The following is a 14,550-nucleotide window of genomic DNA, read 5'->3' on the forward strand; positions in this document are numbered from 1 at the left end:
CTATGTCCGGCTCACTCCAAGCATAGCTCGCATGGATCAGGAGATGGATTGCAGCAACAGCAGCAGCTCGTTCTGGCTGTGGCAGTCGGTCTTCTTGAACACCCCTTTCAGGGTCGAGCGCACGGTTTCCACCTTGACGCCACGCAACTCGGCGATGTCGTTGCTGCTGTAGCCCTTGCTCATCAGCACCAGCAGCTCTTTCTCGCCGATGGTGAGCGGATAGAGGCTGGCCAGCGCTTCAATGTCGGGGTTGAAGGAGTGTTCGGGATCCCGCAGCACCACCTCCACATACCGTTCGAAGCGATTGAGACCGCTCATCAGGGTGCACTGGATCAGCAACGGCCGCAGATTGGGCTGACGAGGAATGGACATATAGGCGCTGGCGCCGGGCAGCAGATAGGCGAAGCCATTCAATATCTCTTTGAACTGGCGCTGCTGCTCCTTATTTTGCAGCGAGAAAATACCATTGCCCGCTCGCAGTTCCACGTTCTCGTCGGCAATACGATTGAAGGCCACGTTGGAATAATGGATATGCCCTTTGTCATCGACGATGGCGCTGGGTTTATTATGGTTTTTTACCAGCTGTTGCAGCTGATAGTTCTGGGTTTCCAGGGCCAGCAAGTTCCAATAATGTTGGCTCCAGGCCGCCAGGCCAGAATAAACTTCGCCAAGGGAAGAAATTTCCTGCGCGCTGAAATCATCCTGCGTCGCCGCACGATAGGTGGACAGGCTGCTCAGCCCCCGCCCCTTCACCCGGCAGACACCGCCGGCCGCAAACTGGGCGCCGAAACTGGCCAGCAAACCCGCCGAATTGGAGAGGCTCTTGGCACTGACGATCCCCTGGCAGCCCTTGTCCAGATAGTGATTGAACCACACATCCTGGCGATGGTGCTGGACATAGAACTGCTGCTGGGCTTCGGTCAAACCACTGGAAAAGAGCTTGATGCCGTCGCTCTTGTCGTCATCCCGCAACAAGAACAGCGACGAGCTGCCTGACACGTCGGAGCGGAACTGATCCACCACCAACTTAATGTCAGAATCATTAATACCGCACTCATATAACTGGCTTATATAGGGCGATACCCTTTCTTTTACTAATGCCTTCACACCCGAACTCCTAATTTCTTATTTTTATTGAAGTGGCATCTTACTCTGCAATGAGAAACGCGAAAAGTAGTCAAATGAACAAAGGTTTTATAACTGATCCATAAATAGTAATGATGAAACGACATAAGAGCGCTCGAAAGCGAAAATCTTAAATCCAAGTTAATGTTTTTTATGATTTTTGTCGCTGATGTTGTACTTGTCTGTGGCAAACAACAGGCTCCGCCGACGCGACAATGGTGCAACAAAGCAGCCCTCTCGTGCCATTTGCTGCGACAAGTTGCCCAGGGGTGCCAATCAACGCGACTATGTCACTCCACAGACCTGGTTATTTTGGGCCTCTCCTCGCCTAAGCGCCTGCCACCTCTCGCCCTCGGCCATGCAGGCCCCCTGCCCGACCGCTCCCTGCGCCCCTGATCATTTCTCAAATCCAACCGACTCCCTTTGCCGCCAACCTCATCGCTTACGCGCTGTCGTCGCCGCTCAAGGTGTTTCATTTTAGTTAATTTTGTGTTTAATTCACTCCTGAAACATTTAATGTATATACAAATAACAACCCAACACACGGACTGACACCCACCGCAAGGAGCAGGTATGGAATCGGACAACCTACTGTTAACCCCCATGAAGCCAGGCGCAGGCATCAAGCTGCTGCTGACCAGCCTGCTGGGCATCGCCATCTTCTTCATTCCGGTCGAGCTGGGGGGGCGCAGCACCATAGTGGTGGATCATCTGGCCGGCCTGGTGATGACCCAACGCCCCCTGGCGACCGGCCTCATCCTGTTGCTGATCGGGTATGGTGCCGTGATGCCCTTGCTCGATGGCCGCTGGCGTGCGCGCCCCATCGACAGGCTATTGAGCCTGTTCAAGCTGCTGGGGCTGGGTGTGGCCTTGATCTATGTCACCGGGATAGGGCCGAACTGGTTGATGACCCCGGATCGACTGCCTTTTCTGTTCGACAAGCTGGCCATGTCGGTGGGCCTCATCGTGCCCATCGGCGCCATGGCCCTCACCTTTTTGCTCGGCTTCGGTCTGCTGGAGCTTATCGGCGTATTGATGCAGCCCGTGATGCGCCCCCTCTGGCGCACGCCAGGCCACTCCGCCATTGATGCCGTGGCCTCGTTCGTCGGCAGCTACTCGGTGGGTCTGCTCATTACCAACCGGGTTTTCCTGACAGGCAAGTACACGGTGCGCGAAGCCGTCATCATCGCCACCGGCTTCTCTACCGTGTCGGCCGCCTTCATGATCATCGTGGCCAAGACCCTTGGCCTGATGGCGCAGTGGAATTTCTACTTCTGGTCCACCCTGATCATCACCTTCATCATCACCGCCATCCTGGCGCGCGTGCCTCCCATCGCCACCATGGCTCATGAAGGCGACACCGACGAACCCTTGCCTGCCGGCCAACGCCGCTGGCAAGCGGCCATGGCTGCCGGGCTCACCCAATCCAGCCAGGCCGAACCCTTGCTGAGCCAACTGCGGGACAACCTCAGGGACGGTCTTCACATGGCTGCCGCCGTGGTGCCGACCATACTGTCGGTCGGCTTGCTGGGCCTGCTGCTGGCCCAGCACACCCCCCTGTTCGATCTGATTGGCTGGCTGCTCTGGCCGCTCACCTGGCTGCTCGATCTGGGAGAGCCGCTGGCTACCGCCAAAGCGCTCTCGGCCGGTCTGGCGGAGATGTTCCTGCCGGCCATCCTGCTCAAGGATGCAGATTTGCTGGTGCGCTATGTCGCGGCCGTGGTCTCGGTCAGCTCGGTGCTCTTTTTCTCGGCCTCCATCCCCTGCATCCTAGCCACCCGGATCCCGGTGAGTGTGGGACAACTGGTGGTGATCTGGCTGCTGCGTACCCTACTTGGTATTGTGCTGGCTGCGCTTTGCGGTCGCCTTGCCATTGCACTCGGCTGGCTGGCGTGAAGACTCGAAGAGGATCGCGCATCAGTACGTTGGCTGAAACACTAAACAGGGAGGCAAGCCTCCCTGTTTATTTAATTTATCGACCCCCTATCCAACACTGAAAATAATACATGGCCAGCCCATTCACGATCATCAAATTGATACCGTCTGAGCATCACCAATAATGAACAACAATGGGTCAGGCACATGATGGCCGCTTGAAAAATTTATAAACAATAGAAATCCATTTAAAAAAATATGGCGAGCGTGACCAAGGCAAGTCTTGAATCAGGCCTGTCATGTCGCCCGCGAGCTCACGGTGACAGCTACGTCAGCCCCGCAGCAGGCCTCAATGCAGCCGTCTTTTAGGTTGACGAACCAACCTGACAGCAGAACAGCAGTACCCCATTTTTATTTTTACAGGCAATATTTGGTAACAACTTCCTCATTATCATTCCCCCATGGCTGTGATACTACAGTTGACTGCCGATCTCTTATTTTTGGTGACACAGATTAAATATGGATATTGTCATGACACATCATCGCCATGCATTTTTCGACAGGGTCGACAGGCAACCGCAATTCATGCGGTCAGGAGGGTCCCATGCTGCCCACTAGACCCGCAGTCGAGACTCATCTCGGTGCCTTGCTTATCATGGTCTTCGTCATCGTGCTGATGGGTCAGTTTGGCCACCAGCTATGGACGCCAGACGAACCTCGCGAAGCCGCCATCGCCTGGGAGATGTTCAACAGCCGTGAGCTGGCCATCCCGACCCTGGCCGGCAGCAGCTTTATCGAAAAACCCCCGCTCTATTACATTCTTGCCATCCCCTTGCTGGCCCTGCTGCACGATACCTTGGGCATTACGGTGACGTTGCGCCTGGTGGGGGCCCTCTGGGCCCTGGGCACACTGCTGTTCACCGGCCTGCTGGCCAAGCGGGTATTGGGTTCAGGCACTGCGGCGCTCTGGTCGGTCATTGCACTGGGAACCATGGAGGGCTTCATCATGAACAGCCACTGGATCCGGGTAGACACCAGCCTCGCCTTTTTCGTCGCCTTCACCATGTGGGCTTTCGCCGAATGGTACCTGGGTGGTCGATCACGGATGCTCTGGTTCGCAGGGTTCGGTCTCTCCCTCTGTTTTCTGGTCAAGGGGCCCATCGGCCCCATCACCCTCTTCTTTGGCTGGCTGGCACTGTTCATCCCGGCATTCAGGCGTCATCTTGCCGCTAATGAGGGAGGCCGTTTCGTGATGCAGCACCTCGGCATGAGCCTGTTGTTCGTCATGCCCATTGCAGGATGGCTGCTGACCCTGTGGCAGCATCCCGAGGGAGACGCACTCTGGCAACAGTGGTTCTGGCAAAATCAGGTGGGCAGGTTGACAGGCAGCTCTGCCGAACTGGGCCACATCAAGTCCGGCGAATACTTCTTCTACCTTGTAGGAATCGCAGAATACACCCTGCCCTGGCTGCCCCTCGTGCTCTATTGGGGCTGGCAAACCATCAGGCAGAAACAGTGGAGCGTCTCCCGCCTGTTCCTGCTCATCTGGACAGTGGGCACCCTGCTGCTGCTCAGCGTGGCCTCCACCAAGCGGACCCTCTACCTCTTTCCGCTGATGCCGGTCTTTGCCCTGATGATCGGGCAACTGAGCCTCAGCTGGCCTCGCTGGCTGAATGGCTATGGCCGTGGCTGGACTCTGTTCATGTTCCTGTTCGCTTTGGCCCTGCTCATGGCCCCTTTCTACCTGCCGCTGTTGCCGGTGGAGATCCCCGACCAGACCCTTGGCGTCATCAGCACCCTCGGCTGGCGTCATGTGCTGGCGGCGGTATTGCTTATTTTCGCGGCTGAACAGTTATGGCGCTGGCGTGAAATTGAGGGAGCCACCCTGCTGGCCAGTGCATCCGGCATCATGTTCTTGCTGGCATTTACCCTGGCCTACCCCGCCATTGATGCCGCCAAAGCGATGAAAGGCGATACGGAGCGTTTCTTGCTGAAGATCCCCATCGAGCAGCGTGCCCGGATTGCCGGCTGGAACTTTGGTGAAACCGAGCGGGGACTCTTTTCGGTGTACGGCGACTGGCAGATCAAAAACGTCGACACGGCGCGGCTTCATGACATCTTGACTTGCCGTGACCCCATCTTCACCAGCCTGCTCATCAATCAGGACGACAAGAACTTCCAGTTGGCCAGCTTGCTGGCCGGGCATACCTACCGGTTGCTGGCCACGGGGCACCCCAGAGTGGACAGAGATGCCCGCGCCATCTACTGGGTCAAGGGGCGCTGCGACCATTGATGAATTGCACGGGGATAGACCCCATCGGAGAAAGGCCATTGAGATAGACGCTGGCTCAAGGTGGCCAGTCAATTTGCCAACGCCGGCTGAACAGCCTGCTCCTGCATCACCAGATCAGGCCGCATAAAGCAAAGAAGCCAGGACTGTCGCACTCCTGGCTTCTTTACTTTTTACGCGCTTATCAGTGTTCAACGCCTGTCAACATGACGCGCCTGCACGATATTCCCTTGCCAATGTCCTTCAAATAAGAGTCGCAGCCGAAAACCCGGCCATGATTGCTTGCCCGGACTATCAACATGACCGGCTTTTTAATGAAGAGCTCCCACCGCCATCAATTCGATTCAATCAGGCGCCCTCGGTTCACGCTATAGACATTGAGCATGCAATAAAGAGTCGTGATCAGATGGCCTGCGATAAGGCGCAGACTCTTCCCCCACTCATCCATGGCCAGGCTGAGGCAAGGCGCCGGTTCGACGCTCAACTATCATCTATGTCTCCACGATTTGATCATACTGACAGGCAGCCAGAGATGGCGCGCATGTCTGTACGCCGGTGCTCTCGTGTGCAAGGAGATCACGGGTTGTTCGAGCAGAAATTGTCGTATGAAAGCTGATCTTCAATCGTCATTGCCGATGAATGTCAGAGTTTTAACCTTATGTTCAGTAACGCTATTTCAGAGTTAGATTGATCTTAGGAACGAAGAGCACTGTTTCACCGTCATAACGTTAATAAGAGGACATAGTGAATGGACAAACACACTCATGGGGCCGGTCAGTGCCCTTTTGCACACGGAGCCAATACTTCCGCCGGCCAGGAGCCTCAAGTTTGGTGGCCCAATGCCCTCAACCTCGACATCCTGCACCAACATGACCGCAAGACCAATCCGATGGATGAGTCTTTCAATTATGCTGATGCCTTCAGCAGCCTCGATTACGATGCCCTCAAGGCCGATCTGCATGCTCTGATGACCGACAGTCAGCCCTGGTGGCCGGCCGACTGGGGCCACTACGGCGGCCTGATGATCCGCATGGCCTGGCACTCCGCAGGCAGCTATCGTGCCACCGACGGCCGTGGCGGTGCCAACACCGGCAACCAGCGCTTCGCCCCCCTCAACAGCTGGCCAGACAACGGCAACCTCGACAAGGCGCGCCGCCTGCTGTGGCCCATCAAACAGAAATACGGCAACAAGATCTCCTGGGCCGACCTGATGATCCTGGCCGGCAACGTCGCTTATGAATCCATGGGGCTCAAGACCTTCGGTTTTGCCGGTGGCCGCGAGGACATCTGGCATCCGGAAAAAGATGTCTACTGGGGCTCCGAGAAGGAGTGGCTGGCGCCGAGCGGCAGTGAAGGGAGCCGTTACAGTGGTGAACGGGATTTGGAGAACCCGCTGGCCGCGGTGATGATGGGGCTTATTTACGTCAACCCGGAAGGGGTGGATGGCAACCCTGATCCCTTGAAAACCGCCCACGACATGCGCGTCACCTTTGCCCGCATGGGGATGAATGACGAAGAGACCGTCGCCCTCACCGCAGGTGGCCACACCGTCGGCAAGGCCCACGGTAACGGCAGCGCTGTCAAATTGGGGCCCGCCCCAGAAGGGGCGGATGTGCATGAACAGGGGCTTGGCTGGATCAACCACGAGAGCCGCGGCATCGGTCGCGATACGGTCACCAGCGGGATCGAGGGCGCCTGGACCAGCAATCCGACTCGCTGGGACAACGGCTACTTCAAGATGCTGCTGGGTCATGACTGGTGGCTCAAGAAGAGCCCGGCCGGCGCCTGGCAGTGGGAGCCCGTTGCCATCAAGGAGGAAGATCGCCCGGTGGACGTGGAAGACCCCTCCCTGCGCTGCAACCCCATCATGACGGACGCAGACATGGCACTGCGCTTTGACCCCGTCTACCGGGAGATCTCCGAGCGCTTCGCAGCGGATCAAGACCTCTTCTCCGACGCCTTTGCCCGCGCCTGGTTCAAGCTGACCCACCGTGACATGGGGCCGCGCAGCCGCTACCTGGGGCCAGAAGTGCCGAGCGAAGTCATGGTGTGGCAGGATCCGGTGCCGGCGGTGAATTACCAGCTCTCCGAGCAGGAGGTGAGCGAGCTCAAGGGCAAGCTGCTGGCCTGCGGCGTGGCGCCAGCCGATTTGATCGCCACCGCCTGGGACAGTGCCCGCACCTTCCGCGGCTCCGATTATCGCGGCGGAGCCAACGGTGCTCGTATTCGTCTTGCGCCGATGAAGGAGTGGGAAGGCAACGAACCGACTCGCCTCGAGAAGGTGCTCAACGCCCTGACTGCCCTGCAAGCCACCCTGAACAAGCCGGTCAGCATCGCCGACCTGATTGTGCTGGGCGGCAGCGCAGCGGTAGAGCAGGCGGCCAAGCTGGCCGGCGTTGATATCGTCGTCCCCTTTGCACCGGGCCGCGGCGATGCCAGTGCCGATCAGACCGATGCCGAGTCGTTTGCCTTCCTGGAGCCGGTGCACGATGGTTTCCGCAACTGGCAGAAGGGACACTACAAGGTGCAGCCGGAAGAGATGCTGCTCGACCGCGCCCAGCTGCTGGGGCTCACCGCCCGCGAGATGACAGTGCTGGTCGGCGGTATGCGGGTGCTTGGCACCAACTATGGCGGCTCGGCCCATGGCGTCTTTACCGACCGGGTCGGGGTGCTCAGCAACGACTTCTTCGTCAACCTGACCGACATGGCCTATAGCTGGCAGCCGACTGGCCGCAACAGCTACCAGATCGTGGATCGTCAGAGCGGCGCAGTGAAGTGGACCGCCACCCGGGTTGACCTGGTGTTTGGCTCCAACTCGGTGCTGCGTGCCTACGCCGAGGTCTATGCCCAGCAAGATGGCAAGGAGAAGTTCGTGCGCGACTTCGTCAAGGCCTGGGTCAAGGTGATGAACAACGACCGCTTTGACCTGAAATAATCCGCCAGGTCCGTAGAAATAACGCCAGCCGCGAGGCTGGCGTTCTTTTTTGTCGGCACGCGCCGCCAGCGGCGGTGCATCAGCCCCCTCACGAACGAGGTACAGGCAAGTGAAGCAAGAGGGGGCGGAAGGGATACAAGCAGAGAATACAGGCCTTGCACCGATTCGATGTGGTGCGCGACGTGACAGACGTGGACCCCTACTCATAAAAACGCAGCTGACACGGGGAAAGTGTCAGCTGCGTCATGACTACTCGCGATGCATCCGGATGGTGAAGGCATTTGAATCGCTGCACAAGCCACTGGCTGACAACGGGAGGAAATCACCTGCCCCATCCTGGCCCATGGGTCGGCAACGACGCTCCAGCGTTACCGGAGAGAGTTGACCGGGAAGTCGGGGCAAGTGCCCCATCACGACCGACGGGCAGACCATCACGCGCAGCCTATTGCTGCGACTGGAAATGAGTCCTTAAAAGGGCATCTTGAAGCCGGGAGGCAGTTGCATGCCGCCGGTCAGCTCGCCCATCTTGGCCTTGTTCTGCTCTTCGACGCGACGCACGGCATCGTTGACGGCCGCAGCCACCAGATCTTCCAGCATCTCTTTGTCATCTTCCATCAGGCTCGGGTCGATTTCGATGCGACGCACACTGTGGCTGCCGGCCATGGTGACCTTGACCATGCCAGCGCCGGCTTCACCGACTACTTCCATCTGGGCAAGCTGCTCTTGCATCTTCTGCATGCGCTCTTGCATCTGTTGGGCCTGTTTCATCAGGTTCCCCATTCCACCTTTACCAAACATATGTCGTCTCTCGTCTTGAAATCCGGCATCCAGCGCCGGGCCGTGGGTTTACCCGTCCTAAGTGGGGACGGCCAAACCGTTTTTCAACCGGGCACCAGGCCCGGATGGTGTGATCAGTTGCTCAGCGGCTCTATGCTGTCGTGGTGCAGCATGGCGCCAAACCGCTGTTGCAAGAATTGCACGTTGGGATCCTGCTCCAGATCCCGGGTGACCTGCTCCCGCACCCCGAGGTAGAGGCGGTGCTCAATCTCGAGCGGGGTTTCCCGCTCGGGCACCACGCCCAGGGTGACGTTCACCTGTACCGCAAGCCCCAGTTCGGGGCCGATGATCTCGGCCAGATCGGCGCGCGCCCTGTCGCTCACCAGATGGCGCTGCTCGGGTTTGAGAGTCAGCAGCACCTTGTCGCCCTGCTGCTCCATCACCGAATTGATGGCCAGCTGGCGCAGGCGGCCGCCCACACCGGTGCGGGCAATCAGTTCGGCCCAATGGTCGCCGCAATTGGCCAGCAGCGAAGAGGGGATCAATCTGGCCGCCTCCTCACTCCCCTGCGGCTGGTTGTCGCTCTCCAGCTCGTTCCAGTCGATGGTTTCCATGACCGAGGCGGCTGGCTCGCTGATGGTCTCCTCAGGGGGCGTTGCAACGGTGGCCGGGGCACTCGGTGCAGCAACCGTCTGCCGGCCGGCACTGCCATCCAGATCCCAGGGCGGCAGATCATCCGCCTGGGGACGCGCGGCAGGCGCTGGCTGCATCACCTGGGTGGTTCGCTCCGGCAAGGGGGCACTGGCGAACGCATCGTTGAAACCCTGATTCAAATACTCTTCGTAGTCGCTGCCGCTCTCTTCATAGGCATCGAGCGGCGGCAACTCATCGTAACCTGACTGGACCGCCTGGGCAGGTGCCTGCACCCGGGGGGCACTCGGGGAGTGGGGCGCCGAGGGCGGCATGGCCGCAGCCGGTGCCACCGGTGCCGGTTTGGCGGTCGCCATCGGCTTGACCGGTGTCGCCCGGGCTGGCGCCGCACTGCCGCTCGGCTCGCCGCGCAGGCGGCTTCGCAGCAGATTGCGCTTGCCCAGCAGGCTCTGCATGCTGGCCACCGTTGAAGAGACACTCCCCTCCCCGCTGTCAGCCACTTCGTCAGCCACATTCGTTGGTACGGCGCCTTGTACGGAGGACGCGGGCTCGGCTGCGGCAGGCTGAGCCGTGGGCGCAATAGGTTCGGGCGCAGCCTCATAGCCCATCTGCTCGGCTTCACGCAGCAACTCCGCCTGCTCGGCAAAGAGCGGATCCAGCGCGGCGCCGCCTTCCGGCTCCGCCATGTCAGCCAACTGTGAGTGAGGCTGGGCGGCCTGTCCGGCCTCCTGCGTCCCTTGGTGTTCGGCTGGTGCAGAAGAAGTAACCGGCGCAGGCGAAATCGCGGCGTCGGCTGACGGAGCCTGCGGCATCATGCCGGTGGCCAGGGGTGGCTCAACCCCCTCGGGCTTTCCCAAGGCGGGGGCTGGGCTCCTCGCACCGGCGGCGGGCAGGCCACCGAGTGCCGGAGGCAGCGCCGTCAGGCTGGCGGGGTGCAACACCTCGCGCCGGGGCGAGAAGGCCAGCATCCGCAGGCAGGTCATCTCCAGTGCGGTGCGGCCATCGGGGGCCCAGGGCAGATCCTTGCGGCCACCCAGCACGATCTGATAGCAGAGCTGCACCTCTTCCGGGCTCATGGCCTGGGCCAGTTGCAGCAGGGCATCGGCATCCGCCCCCTGCTCCTGCACGGTGGCGGGCAACAGCTGCGCCATGGCGATGCGATGGAGCAGCCCTTCCAGCTCGGCATGGAGCTGATCAAAGTCGGGCCCCAGGGTCGCTATCTCGGTGATCTTGGCCATGGTGGCGGGTGCATCCTGGCGCAGCACAGCTTCCAGCAGTTGATGCAGATGGCGGTGATCCAGGGTCCCCAGCATGGCCAGCACGCTGTCGGTGCGCACGCTGCCATTGCCGTGGGCCAGCGCCTGATCGGTCAGGCTCAGGGCATCGCGCATGCTACCGTCTGCCGCCTTGGCCAGGGCCAGCAATGCGCGCGGCTCGAAGGGTTGTCCCTCCTGATCCAGCACCCATTCAAGCTGCTTGGCGATCTGGGTCTGATCCAGGCTCTTCAGATGAAACTGCAGGCAGCGCGACAAAATGGTGATGGGCAGCTTCTGTGGATCCGTGGTGGCCAGCAGGAACTTCACATAGGGGGGCGGCTCTTCCAGGGTTTTCAGCAGCGCGTTGAAGCTGTGGCGCGACAACATGTGCACTTCGTCGATGAGATAGACCTTGAAACGGCCACGGGCCGGTCGGTACTGGACGTTGTCGAGCAGCTCGCGGGTATCTTCCACCTTGGTGCGCGACGCCGCGTCTATCTCCAGCAGATCGACGAAGTTGCCCTGATCGATCTCGCGGCAGGTGTCGCACACGCCGCACGGATGACTGCTGATCCCCTGCTCGCAGTTGAGACTCTTGGCCAGGATGCGCGCGATGGTGGTCTTGCCGACTCCGCGAGTACCGCTCAGCAGATAGGCGTGATGCAGCCGTCCCTGATCCAGGGCGTTGGTCAAGGCGGTCAGCACATGATGCTGGCCTACCACTTGTTCAAACGTATGGGGGCGCCATTTACGCGCCAGAACCTGATAGCTCATAGATCTCGATGCAGGGATGACAAGGCATTGAGGCTGGATGCTAACACAAATGCGGGGCGGGCTGTATCGGCTATCGGCCGAGGCGGGAGGGATCGCTTGAATTTCAAACCGATGCCCGCTCGGGCACCGGTTTGGACGCAGGCAACGGACTGACGAGGCCCGTCTGCGTGATCGGACTGGCGGCTTATTCGCCCGGCAGTTCGACCAGGGAGACCACCTTGACGCCGGCGGCGGTCAGGCGGGCATCACCACCCAGCGACGGCAGGGAGATGATGAAGGCGGCATCGGCCACTTCACCGCCAGCGCGGCGGATCAGCTTGACGGTGGCATCGACGGTGCCGCCGGTAGCCAGCAGATCGTCTACCACCAGCACCTTGTCACCGGGCACGATGGCGTCGGTGTGCAGTTGCAGGGTGTCGGTGCCATATTCGAGGGCGTAGGACTCCTCGATGACGGCGCGGGGCAGCTTGCCCGGCTTGCGAACCGGCACGAAGCCCAGACCCATGGCGAAGGCTACCGGCGCGCCGAAGATGAAGCCGCGCGCTTCGGTACCGACAATCTTGGTGATCCCTTGATCACGATAGTGATTGGCCAGCAGATCAATGGTGGCCTTGAAGGCCTCGGCATTCTCGATCAGGCTGGTGATGTCGCGAAACAGAATGCCCGGCTTCGGATAGTCGGGAATGGTCTTGATGCTCGCTTCGATAAATTTCAGGGTTTCCGGATTCATGGTTTGACCGTTTGTTTTTCGACGCAGATGGTCGTTTCTCTCAGCTTCCCGCCAGCGGGAAATAAAAAGGCCCGTCACGCAAAAATGACGGGCCGACTCCATAGCATTATTGCCGCAATAGCTTAGGGACTTCACTTCTCCATTGCAACTGGCTCCAGCACCGGCAGCCGCATTAACCAGGTGAGCAGGATCACCATTATGGCAATGAGCAGCAGCCTGACCCACAGCAGGGGCACCACCGCCAGCGACACCGAGAAGGAGAGCAGAATAAAGAAAATAGCGCGCCGCCTGGCATGGCGGCGAATGCCGCGATACTGCTGCCAGTCAGCAATGGGAGGCCCGAACCAAGGATGGCTTAGCAGCCAGCGATGAAAGCGGGGAGACGAGCGGGCAAACAGCGCCGCCGCCAGCAGCATGAAGGGGGTGGTCGGCAGCAGGGGCAGGCCTATCCCGACTATCCCGGTGGCGAAGGCAAGCCAGCCCAGGGCCATCAGACACCAGCGTTTCATGGGTACTCCTCTGAATGTATCTCTGCCTTTAGCCTAACAGAGTTGGCCTGGAAGCTGACAGCCTGGCCCAGGCGGTGGCCGTCGATTGGGTTCATCGAGTGGGCAAACGGCTGACAATCCCGGCCATTGCCACTACAATCTGCGCTCTTTTTTCTCTGTTTGCCCTGCGGAACCGGTTATGCGCGTTATTTTGGCCCCCATGCAGGGGGTACTGGATCACTTGATGCGGGAGGTGCTCACCTCCGTCAACGACTACGACCTCTGTGTCAGCGAATTCATCCGGGTGGTCGATCAGCTGCTGCCGGCCAAGGTGTTCCATCGCCTCTGTCCCGAGCTCAAGCAGGACGGCAAGACCCGGGCCGGCACGCCGGTGCGGGTACAGCTGCTGGGCCAACACCCAGAATGGCTGGCCGAAAACGCGCTGCGGGCCATCGAGCTTGGCTCCCCCGGCGTCGATCTCAACTTTGGCTGCCCCGCCCCCACGGTCAACAAGAGCAAGGGAGGGGCCGTGCTGCTCAAGGAGCCCGAGACCATCTATCGCATCGTCAAGGCAGTGCGCGAAGCGGTGCCGGCCCATCTGCCGGTGAGCGCCAAGATCCGCCTCGGCTACGATGACAAGGATCTCTATCTGGAGAACGCCCAGGCGGTTCATCAGGCCGGGGCCAACGAGCTGGCCGTGCACGCCCGCACCAAGCGCGAAGGCTACAAGGCGCCGGCTCACTGGGAGTATGTGGACGCCATTCGCCGTGCCCTGCCCATCCCGGTCACCGCCAACGGCGAGATCTGGAACCATGCCGATGCCCTCGCCTGCGCCCAAGTGTCCGGCTGCGATGCCCTGATGGTGGGCCGCGGCGCCATCTCGTTGCCCAACCTGGCCAACGTGATGAAGAGCGGCTGTGCCCACATGAGCTGGGCCGAGGTGCTGCAGTTGATGGTGAACTACACCGAACAGGACCTAACGAGCGAGAAGGCCGACTACTACCCGAGTCGCATCAAGCAATGGTTCAGCTACCTCAAGCGGGAGTATCCCGAGGCAGACCAGCTGTTTCAGGAAATCCGGGTACTCAAGGAGACCCATCCCATTCGGGACGCCCTGCTGCAGGCCGCGAAAACTGTGATCTAACCGTTCTTTACTTGACGCATATCATCTTGATAATCCTGTCGCTTCCCTATACTGCCCACAATTTGTTATTCGTCCGTTGGGGGCTAGTGTGTGTGAAATGACGCAAGCTCAGTTGGCCGTGTGGCGTGATCGCCTGCTGACTGACTGGGCGCAAGTAAGAGAAGAGCTGATCTGTCAGCTCAAAGCCTGTCGGCGTGACGAGTGGGCGGAGCAGGTGGATCACTGCGAGCGGGATCAGCTGGTCGATCTCACCAGCCGCCTCGACTTGCCCAAGGTGGAGCAGAGCGTGGCCCGGCTCAAGCGGATCGATGCGGCGCTTTGCCAGATGGATCTGGGCCTCTATGGCCTCTGCTCCGACTGCGAGGAGCCGCTGGCCATCGAATCGCTGGAGCAGGACCCGACCCTGCAACGTTGCCCGCGCTGCGAAGCCCGCTATCGCAAGGGATTCCACGCCCACGAGCTCTGAGGGATGCACCTTCGTGCATCCTTTCCCCCGGGCTGGTCA

General features: G+C 60.0%; 10 protein-coding genes. 5 read left to right on the forward strand and 5 right to left on the reverse strand.

Annotated elements, in window-relative coordinates:
• Nucleotides 1–36 precede the first annotated feature (36 nt).
• A complete protein-coding gene (locus tag I6L38_RS08525) occupies nucleotides 37–1,107 on the reverse strand; it encodes a transcriptional regulator (protein WP_043171359.1) in 1,071 nt (356 codons plus the stop codon).
• 591 nt (nucleotides 1,108–1,698) lie between these two features.
• Between I6L38_RS08525 and I6L38_RS08530 the strand changes: the two genes are divergently transcribed.
• The 3 genes from I6L38_RS08530 to katG all read left to right on the forward strand — a co-directional run bounded on the left by I6L38_RS08530 (nucleotide 1,699) and on the right by katG (nucleotide 8,225).
• Nucleotides 1,699–3,021: a YjiH family protein gene (locus I6L38_RS08530; protein ID WP_043171360.1), complete on the forward strand. Its 1,323-nt coding sequence runs from the start codon at nucleotides 1,699–1,701 to the stop codon at nucleotides 3,019–3,021.
• A gap of 583 nt (nucleotides 3,022–3,604) precedes the next feature.
• Entirely contained in the window at nucleotides 3,605–5,293 is a 1,689-nt protein-coding gene (locus tag I6L38_RS08535; protein WP_043171361.1) for a glycosyltransferase family 39 protein, read from the forward strand.
• A gap of 745 nt (nucleotides 5,294–6,038) precedes the next feature.
• Entirely contained in the window at nucleotides 6,039–8,225 is a 2,187-nt protein-coding gene (katG, locus tag I6L38_RS08540; protein WP_043171363.1) for a catalase/peroxidase HPI, read from the forward strand.
• A gap of 468 nt (nucleotides 8,226–8,693) precedes the next feature.
• On the opposite strand, the gene I6L38_RS08545 is transcribed toward katG, so the two are convergent.
• The 4 genes from I6L38_RS08545 to I6L38_RS08560 form a co-directional block, all read right to left on the reverse strand.
• Nucleotides 8,694–9,023 (reverse strand): YbaB/EbfC family nucleoid-associated protein, encoded by a 330-nt coding sequence (locus I6L38_RS08545; RefSeq protein ID WP_005301028.1) that lies wholly within the window; start codon nucleotides 9,021–9,023, stop codon nucleotides 8,694–8,696.
• Nucleotides 9,024–9,136: 113 nt separating this feature from the next.
• Entirely contained in the window at nucleotides 9,137–11,683 is a 2,547-nt protein-coding gene (gene dnaX, locus I6L38_RS08550) for a DNA polymerase III subunit gamma/tau (protein ID WP_201880610.1), read from the reverse strand.
• A gap of 184 nt (nucleotides 11,684–11,867) precedes the next feature.
• Nucleotides 11,868–12,413, reverse strand: coding sequence for an adenine phosphoribosyltransferase (apt, locus tag I6L38_RS08555; protein WP_005301034.1), 546 nt, complete (start codon nucleotides 12,411–12,413; stop codon nucleotides 11,868–11,870).
• 131 nt (nucleotides 12,414–12,544) lie between these two features.
• Nucleotides 12,545–12,922 carry a YbaN family protein gene (locus I6L38_RS08560; protein WP_043171367.1) on the reverse strand — a complete coding sequence of 126 codons (378 nt, stop codon included), beginning with the start codon at nucleotides 12,920–12,922 and terminating at the stop codon, nucleotides 12,545–12,547.
• A gap of 178 nt (nucleotides 12,923–13,100) precedes the next feature.
• Between I6L38_RS08560 and dusC the strand changes: the two genes are divergently transcribed.
• Both dusC and I6L38_RS08570 read left to right on the forward strand, forming a co-directional pair.
• On the forward strand, nucleotides 13,101–14,045 hold the full coding sequence (gene dusC, locus I6L38_RS08565; RefSeq protein WP_201880613.1) for a tRNA dihydrouridine(16) synthase DusC: 945 nt from the start codon (nucleotides 13,101–13,103) through the stop codon (nucleotides 14,043–14,045).
• Nucleotides 14,046–14,142: 97 nt separating this feature from the next.
• Complete coding sequence (locus I6L38_RS08570; RefSeq protein ID WP_043171370.1) at nucleotides 14,143–14,511, forward strand: RNA polymerase-binding protein DksA; 369 nt, start codon at nucleotides 14,143–14,145, stop codon at nucleotides 14,509–14,511.
• The last annotated feature ends 39 nt before the right edge of the window (nucleotides 14,512–14,550 follow it).

This window comes from Aeromonas sp. FDAARGOS 1408 (assembly GCF_019048665.1).
In the GTDB taxonomy this organism is placed as follows: domain Bacteria; phylum Pseudomonadota; class Gammaproteobacteria; order Enterobacterales; family Aeromonadaceae; genus Aeromonas; species Aeromonas dhakensis.

What these genes read in the sequence shown, in the direction of transcription:
- I6L38_RS08545 (WP_005301028.1), bottom strand. Translation starts at nt 9,023, where the DNA reads ATGTTTGGTAAAGGTGGAATGGGGAACCTGATGAAACAGGCCCAACAG.
- I6L38_RS08570 (WP_043171370.1), top strand. Translation starts at nt 14,143, where the DNA reads ATGACGCAAGCTCAGTTGGCCGTGTGGCGTGATCGCCTGCTGACTGAC.
- I6L38_RS08535 (WP_043171361.1), top strand. Translation starts at nt 3,605, where the DNA reads ATGCTGCCCACTAGACCCGCAGTCGAGACTCATCTCGGTGCCTTGCTT.
- I6L38_RS08530 (WP_043171360.1), top strand. Translation starts at nt 1,699, where the DNA reads ATGGAATCGGACAACCTACTGTTAACCCCCATGAAGCCAGGCGCAGGC.
- I6L38_RS08560 (WP_043171367.1), bottom strand. Translation starts at nt 12,922, where the DNA reads ATGAAACGCTGGTGTCTGATGGCCCTGGGCTGGCTTGCCTTCGCCACC.
- katG (WP_043171363.1), top strand. Translation starts at nt 6,039, where the DNA reads ATGGACAAACACACTCATGGGGCCGGTCAGTGCCCTTTTGCACACGGA.
- dnaX (WP_201880610.1), bottom strand. Translation starts at nt 11,683, where the DNA reads ATGAGCTATCAGGTTCTGGCGCGTAAATGGCGCCCCCATACGTTTGAA.
- dusC (WP_201880613.1), top strand. Translation starts at nt 13,101, where the DNA reads ATGCGCGTTATTTTGGCCCCCATGCAGGGGGTACTGGATCACTTGATG.
- apt (WP_005301034.1), bottom strand. Translation starts at nt 12,413, where the DNA reads ATGAATCCGGAAACCCTGAAATTTATCGAAGCGAGCATCAAGACCATT.